The organism is Hydrogenophaga sp. (assembly GCF_051860785.1).
Taxonomy (GTDB): domain Bacteria; phylum Pseudomonadota; class Gammaproteobacteria; order Burkholderiales; family Burkholderiaceae_C; genus Hydrogenophaga.
Genome location: NZ_JBIMLB010000010.1, coordinates 159170 through 177593, shown reverse-complemented (window position 1 = coordinate 177593; position 18424 = coordinate 159170). Strand labels below are relative to the sequence as shown.

The 18424-nt window shown below is 66.3% G+C and carries 19 protein-coding genes; 11 read left to right on the top strand and 8 right to left on the bottom strand.

Features of this window, described 5'->3' with window-relative positions; genetic code table 11:
• From ACTIF6_RS15060 to ACTIF6_RS15010, 11 genes are all read left to right on the top strand, one after another.
• Positions 1-540 (top strand): 3-hydroxyanthranilate 3,4-dioxygenase, encoded by a 540-nt coding sequence (locus ACTIF6_RS15060; RefSeq protein ID WP_439588735.1) that lies wholly within the window; start codon positions 1-3, stop codon positions 538-540.
• Positions 537-1169, top strand: coding sequence for a cysteine hydrolase family protein (locus tag ACTIF6_RS15055; protein WP_439588734.1), 633 nt, complete (start codon positions 537-539; stop codon positions 1167-1169). The genes ACTIF6_RS15060 and ACTIF6_RS15055 overlap by 4 nt, the downstream gene beginning before the upstream one ends.
• A gap of 160 nt (positions 1170-1329) precedes the next feature.
• Complete coding sequence (locus tag ACTIF6_RS15050) at positions 1330-2322, top strand: tripartite tricarboxylate transporter substrate binding protein (protein ID WP_439588733.1); 993 nt, start codon at positions 1330-1332, stop codon at positions 2320-2322.
• Between the two features lie 15 nt (positions 2323-2337).
• On the top strand, positions 2338-3780 hold the full coding sequence (locus ACTIF6_RS15045; protein WP_439588732.1) for an amidase: 1443 nt from the start codon (positions 2338-2340) through the stop codon (positions 3778-3780).
• A gap of 10 nt (positions 3781-3790) precedes the next feature.
• Positions 3791-5149, top strand: coding sequence for an amidohydrolase family protein (locus ACTIF6_RS15040; RefSeq protein ID WP_439588731.1), 1359 nt, complete (start codon positions 3791-3793; stop codon positions 5147-5149).
• Between the two features lie 17 nt (positions 5150-5166).
• Entirely contained in the window at positions 5167-6012 is an 846-nt protein-coding gene (locus ACTIF6_RS15035; protein WP_439588730.1) for a branched-chain amino acid ABC transporter permease, read from the top strand.
• Positions 6009-6935: a branched-chain amino acid ABC transporter permease gene (locus ACTIF6_RS15030; RefSeq protein WP_439588729.1), complete on the top strand. Its 927-nt coding sequence runs from the start codon at positions 6009-6011 to the stop codon at positions 6933-6935. The genes ACTIF6_RS15035 and ACTIF6_RS15030 overlap by 4 nt, the downstream gene beginning before the upstream one ends.
• Positions 6932-7687, top strand: a complete 756-nt coding sequence (locus ACTIF6_RS15025) for an ABC transporter ATP-binding protein (protein ID WP_439588728.1) — start codon at positions 6932-6934, stop codon at positions 7685-7687. The genes ACTIF6_RS15030 and ACTIF6_RS15025 overlap by 4 nt, the downstream gene beginning before the upstream one ends.
• Positions 7680-8399: an ABC transporter ATP-binding protein gene (locus ACTIF6_RS15020; RefSeq protein ID WP_439588727.1), complete on the top strand. Its 720-nt coding sequence runs from the start codon at positions 7680-7682 to the stop codon at positions 8397-8399. The genes ACTIF6_RS15025 and ACTIF6_RS15020 overlap by 8 nt, the downstream gene beginning before the upstream one ends.
• Before the next feature lie 45 nt (positions 8400-8444).
• Positions 8445-9653 carry an amino acid ABC transporter substrate-binding protein gene (locus ACTIF6_RS15015; protein ID WP_439588726.1) on the top strand — a complete coding sequence of 403 codons (1209 nt, stop codon included), beginning with the start codon at positions 8445-8447 and terminating at the stop codon, positions 9651-9653.
• Positions 9640-11097: an amidohydrolase family protein gene (locus tag ACTIF6_RS15010; RefSeq protein WP_439588725.1), complete on the top strand. Its 1458-nt coding sequence runs from the start codon at positions 9640-9642 to the stop codon at positions 11095-11097. Before ACTIF6_RS15015 ends, ACTIF6_RS15010 begins: the two co-directional genes overlap by 14 nt.
• A gap of 7 nt (positions 11098-11104) precedes the next feature.
• Here ACTIF6_RS15010 and ACTIF6_RS15005 read toward each other — a convergent pair whose 3' ends face one another.
• From ACTIF6_RS15005 to ACTIF6_RS14970, 8 genes are read right to left on the bottom strand one after another with little or no spacing between them, the layout of a single operon-like run.
• Positions 11105-12007, bottom strand: coding sequence for an MBL fold metallo-hydrolase (locus ACTIF6_RS15005; RefSeq protein WP_439588724.1), 903 nt, complete (start codon positions 12005-12007; stop codon positions 11105-11107).
• A gap of 14 nt (positions 12008-12021) precedes the next feature.
• Entirely contained in the window at positions 12022-12789 is a 768-nt protein-coding gene (locus ACTIF6_RS15000) for an ABC transporter permease (protein ID WP_439588723.1), read from the bottom strand.
• On the bottom strand, positions 12779-14398 hold the full coding sequence (locus ACTIF6_RS14995; RefSeq protein WP_439588722.1) for an amidohydrolase: 1620 nt from the start codon (positions 14396-14398) through the stop codon (positions 12779-12781). Before ACTIF6_RS14995 ends, ACTIF6_RS15000 begins: the two co-directional genes overlap by 11 nt.
• A 19-nt stretch (positions 14399-14417) precedes the next feature.
• Complete coding sequence (locus ACTIF6_RS14990) at positions 14418-15392, bottom strand: ABC transporter substrate-binding protein (protein WP_439588721.1); 975 nt, start codon at positions 15390-15392, stop codon at positions 14418-14420.
• Between the two features lie 24 nt (positions 15393-15416).
• Positions 15417-16394 (bottom strand): ABC transporter substrate-binding protein, encoded by a 978-nt coding sequence (locus ACTIF6_RS14985; RefSeq protein WP_439588720.1) that lies wholly within the window; start codon positions 16392-16394, stop codon positions 15417-15419.
• Between the two features lie 11 nt (positions 16395-16405).
• Positions 16406-17182, bottom strand: coding sequence for an ABC transporter permease (locus ACTIF6_RS14980; RefSeq protein ID WP_439588719.1), 777 nt, complete (start codon positions 17180-17182; stop codon positions 16406-16408).
• Positions 17179-18000: an ABC transporter ATP-binding protein gene (locus ACTIF6_RS14975; RefSeq protein WP_439588718.1), complete on the bottom strand. Its 822-nt coding sequence runs from the start codon at positions 17998-18000 to the stop codon at positions 17179-17181. Before ACTIF6_RS14975 ends, ACTIF6_RS14980 begins: the two co-directional genes overlap by 4 nt.
• 9 nt (positions 18001-18009) lie before the next feature.
• Positions 18010-18414, bottom strand: a complete 405-nt coding sequence (locus ACTIF6_RS14970) for a RidA family protein (protein ID WP_439588717.1) — start codon at positions 18412-18414, stop codon at positions 18010-18012.
• Positions 18415-18424 lie beyond the last annotated feature (10 nt).

Sequence of the window (18424 nt, the reverse complement as noted above, 5' to 3'; positions counted from 1 at the left end):
ATGAACATGCCGCTCTTCCCCACGCTGCACCAGATGATGCCGCAGATCGATTTCGAGGAGGTCATGGACTATCTTCGCAACACCACAGAGCGGCGCACCTGGCCACTCTGGCAGGATGACGACTGTCTCGCGTTCATCGCGCGTGGCCGGGAGTACCGAAGCGAGTTCCATCTGAACCCCACGTTCGAGATGCAGTATTCGCTCAAGGGCGACCTGCATCTGCACTGGCGCACGCCAGAAGGCAAGGTGAACATTTCGCACGTCCCGGAGGGTTCGTGCCTGTACCAGAAACCCATGGTGCCTCATTCGCCCCGCTTTGGACCAGACGCCTTCCAGCTCGTCATCGAGCGCAAGCGCCGCCCCGGCGAGGTCGACCGCTTCCACTGGTACTGCCCGCAGTGCGACAACTTCCTGCACGAGGAGCAGTTCGTCGTGCATGACTACGGTGCGGATCCCGTTTCGCGGGCGTACGACCGCTTCTGGACCAACATGGATGCGCGCACCTGCAAGAAGTGCGGCACGGTGATGCCGGACAAATGACCGGGTTGCTTCGCACACTGGAAGAACAGGTCCGGCCGGCGCACACCGCGCTGGTGATCGTCGACATGCAGAACGACTTCTGCGCAGAAGGCGGTTACCTGCAGCGCACACGCGCCGCGAGCTCGAATGGCTCGATCCGTGTCGACGAGAACGAGCGCATCGCCGAGCGGATCGAGCGACTTGCCCGCGTGGCGCGGCAGTCGGGAGCTGCCGTGGCGTGGCTGCGCTCGGTCTACGACTTCAAGCACCTCGCACCGGCACACATCGCCAAAAGGGAAGGCGAAGGATGCTGCATGGAGGGCACGTGGGGCGCGGACTGGTTCCGCATCCAGCCCGAGGGCAGCGACCTCGTGGTCACGAAGCACACCTTCAGCGGCTTCCATGAAACGGTCCTGCATGAGCAGCTGCAGGCCCGTGGCATCCGCACACTGCTGATGACGGGCGTGGCCACCAATGTGTGCGTCGATTCAACGCTCAGACACGGTTTCTTCCTGGGGTATCACATCGTGGTGGCCGAGGACTGCGTGGGCAGTGGAAACCAGGCCGGGCACGCGGGGACGCTGTCGACGGTTCGGATGAATTTCGGGTCGGTCGTCGAGTCCACTCAACTGCTGTCTTTGCTGCGCTGAGTTTTTCCCCGGGGGATTGCGTCCGACAGGCGCCCCATCGCGTGCGCTCTTCACCGAGGAAGTTGTCGCCGCCGTGCGGCGGCAACTCTTGACGGCTGTGGGATATGACTTTAATCTCATCGATTACAAAGTCAATAATCGATTTAATGATCGTCATCCTATGAAACAGCCAACATCCTCCTCCCGCCGCGAGAGTCTGCTGGCGCTTGCAGGGCTTGCCCTCGCCCCGTTTGCGGCACCTGCCCATGCGCAGGCCTGGCCCACCCGTCCCATCACGCTCGTTGTCCCGTTTCCGCCTGGTGGCGCCACCGATACGCTCTCGCGCAAGCTCGCGGACAAGCTGACCCAGTCGCTGGGCCAGCCGGTGGTGGTGGAGAACCGGGCAGGTGCTGCCGGCACGATCGCTGCGAACCATGTGGCCAAGGCGAACCCGGACGGCCACACCGTGCTGATGGGCGTCACTGGCACCAACGCGATCAGCGCGTCCGTCTACAGCAAGCTGCCGTTCAGTCCTGCCGAGGACTTCGCACCCGTGGCACTGATCGTCACAGCGCCGCTGGTGCTTGTGAAACGCCCGGGGCTGGCTGCCGATTCGGTGGCGGGCTATGTCGCCGCCGCACGCACCAAACCAGAAGCCTTGAGTTTCTCTTCGCCCGGCAAAGGCACCACGCCGCACCTCGCGGGTGCCATGCTCGGCCTGGCAGGCAATGCACAGCTTCTGCACGTGCCCTACCAGGGCAGCGGGCCGGCGCTGCAGGCTGTCGTCGCCGAACAGGTGGACAGCATCTTCGCGGACCTGATGCAGGTGCTGCCGATGATCAAGGCGGGCCGGCTGCATGCGCTGGCCGTGACGTCCAGGCAGCGCCACTCGCTGCTGCCGGAGGTGCCGACCATCGCCGAGTCCGGGTTCCCCGACTTCGAAGCGATCAGCTGGCACGCGCTGTTCGCGCCCGCTGGCACGCCGGCGCCGGTGGTCAACCGGCTGCACGCGGAGATCACGCAGGCGCTGCGTCTGCCGGACATCCAGGCGCACTTTGCCGAACTGGGGCTGGTGGTCGATGCCCGTACACCGGATGCAACGCGGCAATTCGTCCGCGGGGAGATCGACAAATGGGCGAAGGTGGTGAAGGCCACCGGCGCCTCGCGGGATTGAGGTCCGTCTGCGCATATGGACATCGCCTACGCATCCGCGACAACGCTTGCCCGACAACTGCGAGAGCGCCAGATCGGCAGTCGGGAGCTGCTCGACATCTACCTGGATCGCATCGCGCAACATGACGTCGCCCTGAACGCCGTTGTCGTGCGCGATTTCGAGCGCGCCCGGGCCGCTGCCAGCGCGGCCGACGAAGCGCTGGCCCGGGGCGAAGACCTGGGGCCACTGCATGGTGTTCCGATCACGGTCAAGGAGTCGTTCGACGTCGCTGGTCTGCCCACGACCTGGGGCGCTCCCGCCAACCGGAACAACATCGCGGCGTCCACCGCAGAGTCGGTGCGTCGCCTCGAAGCCGCGGGTGCCATCGTGTTCGGCAAGACGAACATCGCGCTGCTGCTGGCCGACTACCAGAGCCACAACGAGGTGTACGGCACGACGGCCAACCCGTGGAACACGGCCCACACCTGTGGCGGCTCGTCGGGTGGCTCGGCCGCCGCGCTGGCCGCGGGCCTCACCGGTCTGGAGTGGGGCAGCGACATCGGTGGTTCGCTGCGCGTGCCGGCTCACTATTGCGGCATCTACGCACACAAGCCGACGTGGGGCGTGATCTCGCCGGCCGGCCACTGGATTTCGCCAGGGCCACGCACCGACGTTTCCGTTCCCGGTCCCATGGCGCGCAGCGCCGTCGACCTGGAGCTTGGACTGCGGCTGACTGCCGGACCAGACGGCGCCGATGCCCGCGCGTGGAAGCTCGAACTGCCGGCCTGCCCGCACCAGCGCATCGGCGACTTCCGCGTGGCCGTCATGCTCGACTCGCCCGAGGCCGAGGTGGACGAGGAGGTCCGCAATGCAGTGGACGGCGTCGCTCGCTTTCTCGCCTCGCAGGGGGCGAAGGTGTCATGGGACGCTCGACCAGATATCGATTTCACGCAGCTCGCACGCGACGTGCACCTGTTTTTCCGGGCCACCACCTCGGGCCGGGTGCCGCAGGCGGAATACGAACAATGGCTGCAAAGGCGCGCCGCGCTCGATCCCGCCGACGACGGCGATGTCGCGCGGTTCGCGCGCGGGCTCACCGCCACGCACCGCGAATGGCTGCAGGCGAACATGCGGCGCTACGCGATGCAGCAGGCCTGGGAGCGATTTTTCTCGGATTGGGATGTGCTGATCTGTCCGCCCGCCGCGACCCCCGCCTTCCGGCATGACCACAGCGGTTCGATGCTGGAACGCAGCATCGAAGTCAACGGCCGCTCGCAACCCCTTTCCACCCAGATGTTCTGGGCCGGCATGGTTGGCATCCCCTACCTGCCGGCAACCGCCGCGCCGGCCGCGTTCTCGCAGGCGGGGCTGCCGATCGGGGTGCAGATCGTCGGCCGCCAGTACGGGGACCTCACCTGCATCGCGCTGGCGCGCCTGCTGGAACAGGGTCATCTCGGTTTCACGCCGCCGCCGCTTTAAGGAAAAACCCATGACAAGACTCGCCATCACGAACGGCAGCGTCGTGACACAGAACGCCGCGCGCGACATCCATCAAGGCGGCACCGTGCTCGTGGAGAACGGCCGGATCGCTTCGGTGCTGCCCGCGGGCGCGCCCGTGCCCGCAGGCTTCGAGACGCTCGATGCCACGGGCTGCGCGGTCCTGCCAGGCCTCATCAATGCGCACACGCATCTGTACGCGTCGTTCGGACGCAGCCTCTCGTTCGGCGAGGGGCTGATCCAGTGGCTCGGCACGCAGAAGAACCTGATCTCACAGTTCGACGACGAGGACTTCCACACGTGCATCGAGGTCGGCCTGGCACTGAACCTCAAATCCGGCAACACCTGCGTCGTCGATGCGATGGCGCTGCCCGCGGGGAGTGAACACCGCTACCGCGACGCGCTGCGACTGGCCGAGCGCTACAAGCTGCAGTATGTGATGGCACGGGCCTACACGAGCCAGCTCGTCAGTCCCGAGTACGTCGAGGACCTGCCGACGATCGAGAGGTCGATGCGTGCGCTCATCGAGGAGTTCCACGGCAGCGCGGACGGGCGCATCCGCATCGAGCTGTCACCGAACCTGCCGTGGGGTCTGTCGATCGAGGGCTTCCGGATGACGCGCCGGCTGGCGGACGAGTACGGTGTCCCGATCCACCTGCACACGGCCGAATCCGTCGACTACCCCGTGATGATCGAAAAGGCCTTTGGTCACCGCTCCAACATCCAGGTGCTGCAGGACGGCCATTGCCTGGGCCCGGACGTGCAGTTGCTCGGCTGCGCGACCCTCACCGACGACGAGTTCGAGGTGATCGCGCGCACCGGCACCCGCGTGATCCTGGACCCGATCTCCGGCACGACGATCGGCACCGGCGAGCCACCGGTGCTCAAGGTGATCCACAACGGCCATCCGTCGGCCGTGGCCACCAACGGCATGGCCAGCGCGGGCGGCCAGGACATCTTCGAAGCAATGAAGACGATGATCAGCCTGGCGCGCACCCGGGGCGGAGGGGCAGACGCGATGCCGATGCAGCGCGCGCTCGACATGGCGACCATCGAATCTGCGCGCCTGCTCGGTCTGGAGCAGGAGATCGGCTCGCTGGAGGCGGGCAAGCGCGCCGACGTGATCTGCGTGGATCTCGCCAACGTGTTCTGCGCGCCCACCTTCGACGTCGTCGCCACCCTGGTGTTCGCCTGCACCAGCCGCGATGTGCGCGATGTGATCGCTGGCGGCGAATTCGCCGTGCGAGATCGCAAGTTGCTGATGGCCGATGAGGCCGAACTCACCGCACGTGCCACCGCCCGCGCGGGCGCCGCGCTGCAGCGCGCCCGCCACCAGGAGCGCGTCGCATGATCTGGATGCAGTCACTGGTGAATGGCCTGCTGCTCGGCGGTCTGTATGCCTGCATCGCCGCGGGCTTCTCACTGGTCTGGGGCGTGCTCAACATCATCAACATCCTGCACGGCGCATTCATCGTGCTGGGCGCCTACGTCGCGTTCTTCGCCCACCAATGGTGGGGCATCCACCCCTTCGTGTCGGCGGTCGCCGCCGGCCTGATCACCGGCGCCATCGGCTATTTCCTGCAGGCAACGCTGATCAATCGGGTGGTCATGAAGTCGGTGTTGATCACGCTGACGCTCACGTTCGGGCTGGAACTGATCGCCAACAACGCGATGCTTCTGGCATTCACGGCCGACTTCCGGAAAGTCGTGCTGCAGAACCCGCTGGGCAACGCCGACATCGGTGGCATCTTCCTGTCGCTCGACCGCGCCGCCGCGATGGCGCTGTCGCTGGTGATGATCTTCGCGGTGGTCCTGACATTGAAGGCGACGCGGATGGGGCGGGCGATCGTCGCCGTGCGCACCGATCGCGAGGCGGCAGCCCTGATGGGCGTGGACGTGGCGCGGACCTACGCACTGACGTTCGCCATCGGCGCGATGATGGCTGGCGCGACGGGCAGCCTCCTGAGCGTGGTGTTCCCCATCTCGCCCCTGAGCGGTCATCTGTTCCTGGGCAAGGCCTTCGTGGTCTGCGTGCTGGGCGGCGTCGGCAGCATCGGCGGAGCGGTCGCGGGTGGCATGGCGCTGGGACTGATCGAGAGCTTCGGCGGCGTGCTGCTCGGCCCCGAGAACGCGCTGATCCTCGCGTTCACGCTCTTGCTCGCGTTCCTCGTCGTGCGCCCTCAAGGCCTCATGGGCAACAAGGCACTGGTATGACAGCGCGACCCTTGATCCTCCTGGTTCCCGTGGTGGTGCTGCTCGCGCTGCTCCCCACCCTGGCCGACAACTACCTGCTGCGCGTGGCGACCACGATGCTGATGTACATGACGCTCGCCATGGCGTGGAACTTCATCGGTGGTTTCGCCGGCTACCCTTCGTTCGCCACCGCCGCCTTTTTTGGCCTCGGCGCGTACGCCGGAGCCATTGCGCAGTCGAACGGCATGCCAGCCATCGCCGCCTGGGTGTTCGCCGCCCTCGTCAGCGCCGTGATCGCCCTCCTGCTCGGTCTGGCCGTTCTGCGACTGCGCGGCCACGCGTTCGCCATCGCGACGCTGGTGGTGGTGGAACTGCTGCGGGAAATCGTCAATGGCTGGGTGTCACTGACCGGCGGCGGCATGGGCATCAACCTGCCCACCGCCATGTCGCCCGACCAGGGCGCGCGCCACTACTTCCACGCCATGCTGGCGCTGGCTGTTCTCACGTGGCTTGTGATGCACGCGGTGGCGGTGCGCCGGCTGGGCTTCGGGCTGCGGTGCATCAAGCAGAACGAGGATGCGGCCAGCATGGTCGGCGTCAACACCACCTTGTTCAAGTCGCTGGCGTTCACGCTGTCGGCGGCCTTCACGGCTGCGGCGGGAGCGGTCTATGCATCGTGGACTGCCTACATCGAACCGGCCGACGTGTTCGACATCATGTTCTCGATCAAGGCCATCGTGATGGTGCTGCTCGGCGGCGCCGGAACGCTGCTGGGCCCGGTGCTCGGCGCCGTCGCCTTTCTCGCGCTCGACGAGCTGGTGTGGCGCAACTTCCTGACCCTGCACACCGGCATCCTGGGCGTGCTGATCATCCTGCTGATCCTGTTCCTTCCGATGGGATTGACCACGTTCAGCTGGCGCAACCTGCTGCGGAGGCGCGCATGATGCCGCCGCTGCTGGAGTTGCGCAACGTGGCGCGCTCGTTCGGCGGTGTGCACGCAATCCGCGACGTGTCGATCACACTGGCGCGCGGCGAGGTGATCGGCGTCATCGGCCCGAACGGGGCCGGCAAGACGACGCTGGTAAACGTGATCACCGGGGTGCACCCGGCCTCGTCCGGCGAGATCCTGCACGAGGGCGTGCCGATCCATGGCCTGAAACCCCATCAGATCGCGACGCGCGGGATCGCGCGCACTTTCCAGGTCGTCCAGCCCTTCCCGGCCATGACCGTCATCGAGAACGCGATGGCCGGCTCCCTGTTCGGATCGGGCATCCGGTCGATGGCGCAGGCGCGCGAGGCCGCATTCGAGCACCTCCGCTTCACCGGCCTGCATCCGCTGGCCGACCGTCCGGCTGCAGAACTCACGCTGGCGCAACGCAAGCGCCTTGAACTGGCCAAGAGTCTGGCCATGAACCCGCGGCTGCTGATGCTCGACGAGGTGAACGCCGGCCTGAACACGGCCGAGGTGGACCAGGCACTGGAGCTGATCCGCACCATTGCGGCGCGCGGCATCACCGTGCTGATCATCGAGCACCTGCTCAAGGTGGTGATGACGCTGTGCAGCCGCGTCGTGGTCCTGCACCACGGCGAACTGATCGCCGATGCCTCCCCGGGCGAGGTGGTGCGCGACGAGCGCGTGATCAAGGCCTACCTGGGCGACAAGTTCGCGCAGCGTTATGGAGCCGCGCATGTCTGAGCCCCTGCTGAAGGTCGCTTCACTGGTCTCCGGCTACGGCGACATCACCGTGCTGCACGACATTGCCTTCGATGTCGCTCCAGGCGAGATCGTGTGCCTGGTCGGCTCCAATGGCGCCGGCAAGAGCACGCTGCTGCGCACGCTCTCAGGGTTGCTGGCCACGCAGCGCGGTTCCATCCACTTCGATGGCCGCGCCCTCGCCGGTGCAGCGCCGCGCGAGTTTTTGACCGCCGGCATTGCCCATGTGCCGGAAGGCCGCCGCCTGTTCGGCCCGATGAGCGTGGCCGACAACCTGCGCATGGGCGCCTACCTGCGCACCGACAAGGCGGAGATCGAGCGCGACATCGAGAAGATGAACGCGATGTTCCCCATCCTGGCCGCGCGCGCGAAGCAGCAGGCCGGCACGCTGTCGGGCGGTGAACAGCAGATGTGCGCCATCGCCCGCGGCATGATGGGCCGCCCCAGGCTGCTGATGATCGACGAGCTCTCGCTCGGCCTCGCGCCGCAGGTGGTGGAAAAGCTCGGCGAGGTCATCGCACAGATCTCGCTGGAGGGCGTGGCCGTTCTGCTCGTCGAGCAGGACGTGGCCACGGCCTTCGAACTCGCCTCCCGGGGCGTGGTGCTCGACACCGGCCGCGTCTCGCTGCTTGGCCCGACCGCCGAACTCTCCCGCAACCCCGCCGTGCGACAGGCCTACATGGGCATTGCCTGACGCACACGATCACCACGTCGCCCATTTGCAAAGGACCCCACCGCCATGACACACGATTCGCTCCGCCGTTCCATTCTGGTCTCGCTCGCCTCGTCGGTGACCCTGCTGCCCGGTGTCGCATTCGCCGCCGACAAGGTGGTGAAGATCGGCGCCGCGCTGCCGCTCACCGGTCCGCTCTCACCCGAAGGCATCCGACAGCGCAATGGCTACCAGCTCTGGGCCGACACCGTGAACGCCGCCGGGGGCATCAAGGCCGGCGGCGACACCTACAAGGTCGAGATGGTGTACGTCGACTACCAGTCCAACACGCCGCGCGCCGTGCAGTCGGTGGAGCGCCTGATCACGCAGGACAAGGTGGATTTCCTGTTCGGCCCGTTCGGCTCCGGCGCGGTGAAGGCCGCCAGCGCCGTGACCGAGAAGTACGGCGTGCCGATGATCGCGCCCAATGCGGCGTCCGAGCAGGTCTACGACCAGGGCTTCAAATACCTGTTCGGCGTGTACTCGCCAAACCAGTCGCTCACCGAGCCGGTCGCCGAGCTGGTGGCGAAAACCCAGCCCACGATCAAGAAACTGGCGATCCTGGCGCGCAACGACCTGTTCCCCACCGCCATTGCCGACGAGCTCCAGAAGTCGGCCAACTCGCGCGGCATCGAGGTCGTCTACAACGAGAAATACGCCATCGGGACGGTGGACTTCAGCGCCGCGCTCACCAAGATGCGCAGCACGCGCCCGGACTGGGTGTTCTTCGCCGGCTACACCAACGACCTGATCCTCGGGCGCAAGCAGATGGCCGAGCAGGGTGTGAGCGGCAAGCTGCTGACGATGGCGGTCGGCGCGGCAGACCGCAACTTCATCAACGCGGTGGGACCGCTGGCCGATGGTGTGACCACCTTCGCGTGGTGGGACGTCGCCACCGGCTACACATCGCGAGATGTCTTCGGTTCTGCCTCGAACTTCGGCAAGCTGTATGAGGCAAAGTTCGGTGAACCGCCGGAGTACGCCGGTGCCGGCTCCGCCGCCTGCGGCGTGATCCTGCAGCTGGCCATGGAGAAGGTGGGCGGCGTCGACAAGGCCAAGGTGCGCGACGCGATCGCAGCGACCGACACGATGACGTTCTGGGGTCCGGTGAAGTTCGGCCCCACCGGACAGATCTCTTCGCTCAAGCCACCGCTGCTGCAGAACCAAGGCAGCAACCCGGTCGTGATCTTCCCGCCAGAGATCAAACGTGCGGACCTGAAGATTGGCTTCAAGTAAGGCGGGATCGGCGTTGCGAGCGGACTGGCTGCTGCCGTCCGCTCGAGCCACGGCCGTCGATGGCGCGGTCGACGTCCACTTCGACACGTCCGGCATCACCGGCATCGAGCGCCGCGCCGCGGGTGCCGGCGGTGCCATGCTGCTCATGCCGCCGCTGGCCAACGCCCACGACCACGGGCGCGGCGTCAAGACGCTGGCCTACGGCGCGCAGGACGCCCCCGTGGAAGCCTGGGTACCCGCAACCTACACGCTGGCGCCGCTCGATCCCTACCTGGTGGCCGCAACCGCGTTTGCCCGGATGGCACGCAGCGGCATCGGTTGTGCGGTGCACTGCCACCTGTCGCGCGACCCGCGCACGCTGGTCCGCGAAGCAGAGGCAGTCAGCCGTGCCGCACGCGACGTGGGCCTGCGCATCGCTTTCGTCGTTCCACTGCGGGACCGGCACCGCCTCGGCTACGGGCCCGACGAGCCGATCCTGCAAAGGCTCGGTGCTGTGGACGCCGACGCGATCCGCGCGCGCTGGCTGCGCCCGCTCGCCTCCATCGAGGAACAAGTCGCCGTGGTCGATGAGATCGCGGCCACGTGCGAATCGCCGACGTTTCAGGTCCAGTACGGTCCTGTCGGCGTCGAATGGTGCTCGGATGCGTTGCTGGCGCGCGTGGCCCAGGCGTCCCGGGCGAATGGCCGCCGCGTCCACATGCACCTGCTCGAGTCGCGCTACCAGCGCGCCTGGGCGGATCGAACCTACCCGGGCGGCATCGTCCATCACCTGGAGCGGGTGGGTCTTTCGTCACCTCGGCTGACGGTCGCGCACGGCACCTGGCTGCGCCCCGACGAGTGCAGGCAGCTCGCGGACCAAGGCGTGGTCGTCTCGATCAACACCAGCTCCAACCTGCGGCTTCGATCGGGCATTGCGCCACTGCGGCACATTCGTGAGGCTGGCCTGAAGTTCGCGGTCGGCCTCGATGCGCTTGCGATCGACGACGACGATGACCTGCTGCGTGAGATGCGACTGTTGCGCTTGCTGCACGGCGGAACCGGCTTCGAAGCCGGCGTGCCACGCGAGGCGGTGCTCGAGGCGGCCTGCTGTCACGGCGCGGTGGCAGCAGGGAGCGCGGGCGCCGGCGAGATCGCGCCGGGCAGTCCGGCCGATCTGCTGCTGCTCGACCTGAAGGACACCATGGGCGACCATGGCCGTGGCACCCTGACCGATGTCACCACGCTGCTGCATGCGCGCGCGACGCGTTCGTGCGTGCACACGCTGGTGGTGGCTGGCCGCACGGTGGTGGAGGCGGGCCGCGTCACCGGCATCGACGAGGCGGCCTTGCAGGCAGCGCTGACGGCGCAATTGGCGACGCACGAACCCGCGATGGCCGCGTTCCTGCCCACGCTGCGCCGCTACCAGGCGGCACTCGAGGGGTTCTACGAAGAGGGGAATGACTGAAGGGCCGTCAGGCGTTCGGCCCCACCCAGCGCGCGGCAAAGGCATCGCCTGCGCGATCGATAGCCGTCACGTGGGGAGTACCGAAGTGCGTGGGCAGCAGCAGGGCGCCGGTGTCTGCGCAATGCTCAAGCACCGATCGACGCGTCTTGCGCGATTGCGCAGGATCCTCGCAGAAGCACATCACCCAATCGGGCGCATAGATCTGCAACGGGTGATGGATCACGTCGCCGCAGAACACGCCACCACCGCTGGCGGCGTGCAGCAACTTCAGCAGAATGTGGCCCGGCGTGTGGCCCGGTGCGTTCTCGATCAGCAGGTTGTCGTCGATCGCATGCGGGCCAGTGACCATCTCGGCCAGTCCCGCTTCGATCACGGGCAGCACGCTGTCGCGGTAAGCAATGCGCCGATGCGGGTCGTCGGCCGACGCCGGGTTCTTCACCGGATCCCAGTGGTCGCACTCTTTCTGGGAGAACACGTAGCGCGCGTTCGGGAACGTCGGCACCCAGCGGCCGTCGAGCAACTGCGTGTTCCAGCCGATGTGGTCTGCATGCAGGTGCGTGCACATCACGAAGTCCACCTGCTCCGGCGTCACACCCGCCTGCGCCAACCGCTCCAGGTAGGGCGTCTGGAGCATGTGAAAGCGCGGCCAGAAGTGGCGGTCCTTGTGGTTGCCCGAGCAGGCGTCGACCAGGATGGTGTGGTGCTTCGTGCGCACCAGCCATGAATGCACGCTGGTCACCAGCTGGTCTGTTTCGGGCACATAGTGGTGCGGAACGAGCCAGTCCAAGTTTCGATGAAGCACCGCGCGATCGAAACCTTTGAAATACTCCTCGGGCGGAAAGCTTCCCGGGCCCAGCTGCTCCTCGATGCGAGTGACGGAGGCGTCACCGATCTGCCAGGTGAGATTCATCGCGTGGACCTTCTTCAGGTGGGGGCGCGCTGGAACCAGTGCAGCACGCTCTTCTCGATGCGCACGATGCCCTGGTTGAGCAGGTAGCCGACGATGGCCAGCATCAGGATGGCCGCGTACATTTCATCCGCCCGCATGGCGAACTGCATGGTCATGATGTAGTAGCCGATGCCTTCGGAGCCTGCGATCATTTCTGCGATCACCGTCACGATCAGCGCCAGCGCCAGGCTCGTTCGCAGACCCACCATGATGTAGGGCATGCTCGCGGGCAACACCACCTGCAACAGCGTGCGGCTGGAGGACACCTGGAACGTGCGCGCGACGTCCAGCGCGGTCCTGTCCACCGAACGCACGCCGGAGATGGTGTTCACCAGCACCGGGAAAAACGTGGCGAACGCGACCACGAAGACCTTCATCGCGGTATCAATACCCAGCAGCAGGATCAGCGGCGGCACGATCGCGGGAATGGGAATTGGCCGGACCAGCTCAACCAGCATGTCGAGCGCGGCGTTGACGAAGCGGAAGCGGCCCATGCACAGGCCCACGGCAACGCCCAGCAGCGCGCCAGCCGCGAATCCGGCCAGCATGCGGCCCAGGCTGGAGAGGAACACCTGAGGCAGTTCGCCAGAGGCGATCGCATTCTTGCCCGCCATCACGATCTGCGTCACCGGTGGCCAGTTCGGGCTGGACACCCAGCCGCGCGCCGAGACTTCCCAGAGCAGGAGCAGCGCCGCGACGAGCGCGAAGCCCCAGACGCGGTAACCGGACGTTTTACGCTTCATGGACCACCTCCCCGCCCACCGCGGTGGCCAGCACGCTCGCATGCTGCAACGCGTCGGGATCGCATTCGACCGGATCGACCGACAGCACCGTCCAGTCGGCCAGGAGGCCTGGTCGAAGCACGCCACGCTCGTGCTCGGAAAACGCGACGAAGGCCGCGTCGCGCGTGTACATGGCCAACGCCTCTTCGCCCGACACCGCCTGCAGTTTGCCGACGGGCTCGTCGGCGCCTGCGATGCGGCGGGTGCGAGCCTGCCACAGCCCCAGCAGCGGCGCAAACGGCGTCACGGGGGAATCGGAGCCACCGCCCACCACCACGCCACCGTCGAGCCAGCTGCGCACCGGTGTGGCAAGCGACATGAGCACCGTGCCGAAGCGCTGCACCAGCAACGGGCCGAACGTGTACTGCATGGAACACTGCGTGGCCACGGTGATGCCCATTTTCTGAGCCTGCCGGATGTTGCGCTCCTCGGGCCACAGGTAGGCATGGATCAGGCTGAAGCGCATCGGCTTGAGCGGGATCTCGCGGTCGATTTCCTCGAACACATCGAGCGCGATATCGATCGCCTTGCCGCCCACGGTGTGCACGCCGAGCGACCAGCCGCTGGTTGCGCACATCCTGGCGATGGCGCGGAAGTTCTCGGTGGGTGTGACCTGGATGCCGCAGTTGCAGCGCTCGTCGGGATAGGGCTCACGCATCAGCGAGGTGCCGAGCGAGGCACCGCCGTCCAGGAACAGCTTGACCGCGCCCAGCTTCATGCGGGCGTCGCCAAAGCCCGTGCGCACGCCGAACTGGCGGATGCGCGCCAGGTTCTCTTCCACCGGCAGGCTCGAATCCACCAGGGGCATCAGCACCGAGCGGATCGTGAGTTCGTTGCGCGCCCACAGGTTCTGGTAAACGGTCATCATCTCGGGCGTGACGCCCGGATCCACGATGCCGGTCAGGCCTGCAGCGTGGTAGCGCTTCTGGATGTCGAGCAGCGCGCCTTCCTGGTCGCCCATCGAGGGCGGCGGCACCAGTCGGGCCACCGGTTCGAATGCAGGCGGCTCCATCAGCACGCCGTTGGGCTCGCCCGCCGCATCCCGCTCGATTTTTCCGCCTTCAGGATTCGGCGTTTCTGCCGTGATGCCCGCGAGCTTGAGCGCCAGGGTGTTGGCCACGCCTGCATGGCCCACACGCGGCAGGTAGATCGGCCGGTCCGCGCAGGCGGCATCGAGTTCCTGGCGCGTCGGGTACCGCTGCTCCTTCAGGTTCACCACATGCCAGCCGCTGCCGCTCGTGATCCAGGGCACATCCACATGCCGTGCCGCGTAAGCGCGGATGGCGTCCTGGATGTCGGCGATCGAACGCGCTGAGGCGAGGTCCACCAGCCGCGTCTGGATGCCGGTCCACTGCATGTGGTTGTGCGTGTCGATCAGCCCCGGCACCACCGTGCCGCTGGTGTACCGGATCACCCGATGATCGGGTCCGGCCGCCGCGCGGGCCTCGTCGGGCGAACCCACGGCAACGATGCGGCCGTCGCGCACGGCCATGGCCTGCGCGCGCGGGCGCGCTGCATCCATGGTGATGATGTCGCCTTCGACGACGAGCGTTTGTCCTGCAGCTGTCATGACGCCGGGCATTCCCTTCTCAACGCGCCGTGGCCGTCTTGTGCAGCACCGACTTCGCGTCGAACGCGCCATCCAGCAAGCCGTTCCTGCGCATCAGGCCCACCACCGTCTCCACCGCCGCCGGATCCACCGTCTTCTCGAAGGGCGGCAGCACAAGGTCCTTGACCTTCTCCGGTGCCAGCCGGGTGTAGCCGGAGACGATGCGCAACCACTCGTCGCTGCCCTTGTTGGCGTTGGCCCAGTCCACACCCTTGTTGTAGGCACGCACGAACTTCTCGATCACCGCCGGGTTCTGCTGGATATAGGTCTTGTTGGCCGCGTACTGCGCCACCGGCACACGCTTCTGCACGGCGTTGAACGGCCAGCCGATCACTTCCATGTTCTCGGCAGCCACGGCGGCCGACATGTACGGGTCCATCACAAAGGCCGCGTCGGCGCGGTTGCCGCGCACGGCATCGGACATCTGCGGGAATGGCACCTCGACAAAGGTCACGCTGTCCGGGTTGCCACCGGTGGCACGCATCCATTCGCGCGCGTAGAGCCAGCCCACGGCATTGCGGGTGTTGACCGCCAGGCGCTTGCCTTCGAGGTCCTTGCCGGTCTTGATCGCCGTGCCCTTGTTGGCGATCAGGCCACCCATGTCGGGCGCGGTGTCACCCGTGCCACTGCCGGCGGCAATGATCTCAAAACCCAGGCCCTGCTTGGCGCCCAGGACGATGGAGATGATGTTGCTGAAGGCAATCTGCACCTGGCCGGCGGCGACGGCAGGCAGGCCCGCCGCGCCCCCCGCCGAGGGCGTGGTATCGATCTCCAGGCCTTCGGCGGTGAAGAAGCCCTTGGCCATGGCGACCTGCAGCGGCGCCGTGTCAATGATCGGAATGGTGCTGACGCGAAGCTTGGTGGTCTGCCCCAGCGCGGTGGACAGACATCCGGCAGCAAGGAGTGCACCGGCAAACAACTTCAGGGCGTGGCGGCGCAGCGGATGGGGGGTCATGAGAGGTCTCCTTTTTCTTGCCGATCAGCTCACCAGCGTCGTGGCGGTGCGGTAGAGCAGTGCGCTGGACGACATCGGCGCATCGATCAGCGCGTTGTTGCGCATCAGGCCCTGCACCATGTCGATGCGGGCAGGATCGATCGTCTTGTCGAACGGTGGCACCGTCAGACCCTTGATCCGGTCTGCAGGCAGCCGGGTGTAGCCGGCGACGATGTTGATCCACTCGTCGGTGGTCTTGTTGGCATTGGTCCAGTCGACCGCCTTGTTGTAGCCGCGCACGAAGCGCTCGATCACTTGCGGGTTCTGGTCGATGTACGACTTGGTGGCGGCGTACATGCCCACCGGGATCCGTTTCATCACCGTGTTGTAGGGCCAGCCGACCAGCTGCATGTTCTCGGAATTGATGCTGTTCGACAGGTACGGCTCCACCACAAAAGCGCCCTCGACGCGGCCGCCGCGCACGGCGTCGGTCATCTGGGGGAAAGGCACTTCGAGGAAGGTGACGTTGTCGGGGTTGCCGCCGGTGGCCCGCACCCATTCGCGCGCGAACAGCCAGATCACGTTGTTGCGGGTGTTGACGGCGATCCGCTTGCCCTCGAAGTCCTTGCCGGTCTTGAGTGGCGCACCCTTGATGCTGATGATGCCTGCCAGATCGGGCGGGGTGTCACCCGTGCCGGCGCCAGCGGCAACCACCTGGAAGCCCAGGCCCTGCTTGGCGCCCAGAACGATGGAAATGATGTTGCTGAAAGTGATCTGCACCTGGCCAGCGGCCAGCGCCGGCAGGCCGGCGGCACCGCCCGCCGTGGGGGTGGTGTCGATCTCCAGGCCTTGCTCGGTGAAGAATCCCTTGGCCATGCCCACCTGCAGGGGCGCGGTATCGACGATGGGGATCGTGCTCACCCGCAGCCGGGTCGTCTGAGCAAATGCGGGCGTGGCCAGGCCGACCGTGGCGGCGGCGGCAACCAGGCCGAAGTCACGGCGATGAAGAGGTTTGTTGAACATTTCAGGTTTCCTTATTCAGCTCTGGAGAAAGACCACAGGATCAGGCGGCGCTCCGCCTGGACGAACAGCGCGTTCAACCCGTAGCCCAGCACGGCGAGGATCACGATCCACGCATACATGTCGGCACTGCGGAATGAACGCTGCATGTCGATGACGAGATAACCAATGCCTCCGGTGCCGGCCATCATCTCGGCAACGATCACCAGCACGAGGCCCAGGCCCAGGCTCACGCGCATGCCGGCAAGAATCAAGGGCAACGCGGAGGGCAGGATGATCTTGTAGATCGACGCCGACGCCTTGTGGCCAAAGGTGCGACCCACGTCCAGCAACACCGGGTCCGTGCCCCGCACACCCTGAACCGTGTTGATCAGCACCGGGAAGAACACCCCGAGCGCGATCACGGTCATCTTCATGGTGTCACCGAGGCCGAGAAACAGCATCAGGGGCGGAAGCAGGGCCGGTTTGGGCAAAGGCCGCAGGAACTCGACCAGTGGCTCCAGCAGGCCATCGACGAACCGGTAGCGGCCCATCAGCAGCCCGACGGCGACCGCCAGCGTGCAGCCGATGATGTAGGACACGAACAGCAGGTACAGCGTCTTGCCGAGCGGCTGCAGGAACTTCGCACCCATGACGATGTCCGCGAGCTTTTGCAGGATCACGCTGGGCGGCGGCACGATGGCAGCGTTGACGGCGCCCGCGCGCACCGCCATTTCGAGCGCGACCAGCAGCACGACGATGGTGGAAAACCCCAGGGCCGCATCCAGGCCCCTGTTGGAACGGGTCTTCATGCGTCGCGGCGCAGCAGTTGTTCCAGCAGGTGGTGGCGCAGCTCGATGAACCGCGGCAGCTCGCGGGTGGCGAGGTTGTCGCGCGGCCGCGGCAGTTCGGTTTCCACCACCTCTGCGATCGTCGACGGTCGACGCGAGAGCACCGCCACGCGATCGGCCAGAAACACCGCTTCGTCCACGTCGTGCGTGACCAGCACCGCCGTGAAGCGTTGCTTCTGCCACAGATCGAGGATCAGGGCGTGCAGTTCCAGTCGCGTGAGCGCATCGACCGAGCTGAAGGGCTCGTCCATCAGCAGCACCCGGGGCTTGGCCGCCAGTGCGCGGGCGATGGTCACACGCTGCTGCATGCCGCCAGACAGCTGCCAGGGATACTTGCGCGCGGCGTCGGCAAGACCGACCACCTCCAGATACCACTGGCATTCCTCGCGCGCCTTCTGGCGTGTCATCCCGGGCCGGTGCTCGATGGCAAAGGCCACGTTGTCGATCACCGTGCGCCACGGAAACAGCGATTTGCCGTACTGCTGGAACAGGTAGACGATGCCCGCGGGCGGCTCCGTCACATCGCGGCCCTCGAACGTGACCCTGCCTTCGGTGGGCGTGGCCAGGCCAGCCGCAATCTGCAGCAGGGTGGACTTGCCGCAGCCCGACGGGCCGATGATGCCCAGGAACTCGCCTTGGTGGACCTCCAGGTCCACGCCGCCAATGGCCAGCGTGCTGTTGTCGCCTTCGCCAAAGCTCTTGCGAATGCCCTGGAGTTGAAGGTAGGGTGCTTCCATGGTGGCCTTCACAGCAAGGACCTCAAGCGAATCGATCTGCATGCCACGTCGTCAGCCAAGGTAAGCCACGCAGTCGATTTCGACGAGCACGCCGGTTCGGTGAGGCGTTCCCCCCGTGCAGGTCCGCGTGACCTTCTCGCCATCCAGAAAGTCGCGAAATGCCTCGTTGAACGCCGGGAAGTCGGTGGTGTTGCGCAGGCACACCCGCATGTTCACCACCTGCGCCAGACTGGCGCCGCCCGCTTCCAGCACATGCTTCAGGTTCGACAGCGTCTGGCGGGTCTGCGCCGCGATGTCATCGCTCACCACTTCGCGCGTGGCGGGATCCAGAGGGCCCTGGCCAGAGACGTACAGAAAGTCACCCGCACGGATGGCCTGGGCCAGTGGCGACGGTCGGGATTTGTCGGTGAAGCCGGTCACCGGCGCCTTCTCGGACTGAACAAGAACTTTTGGCATGAATTTCCAT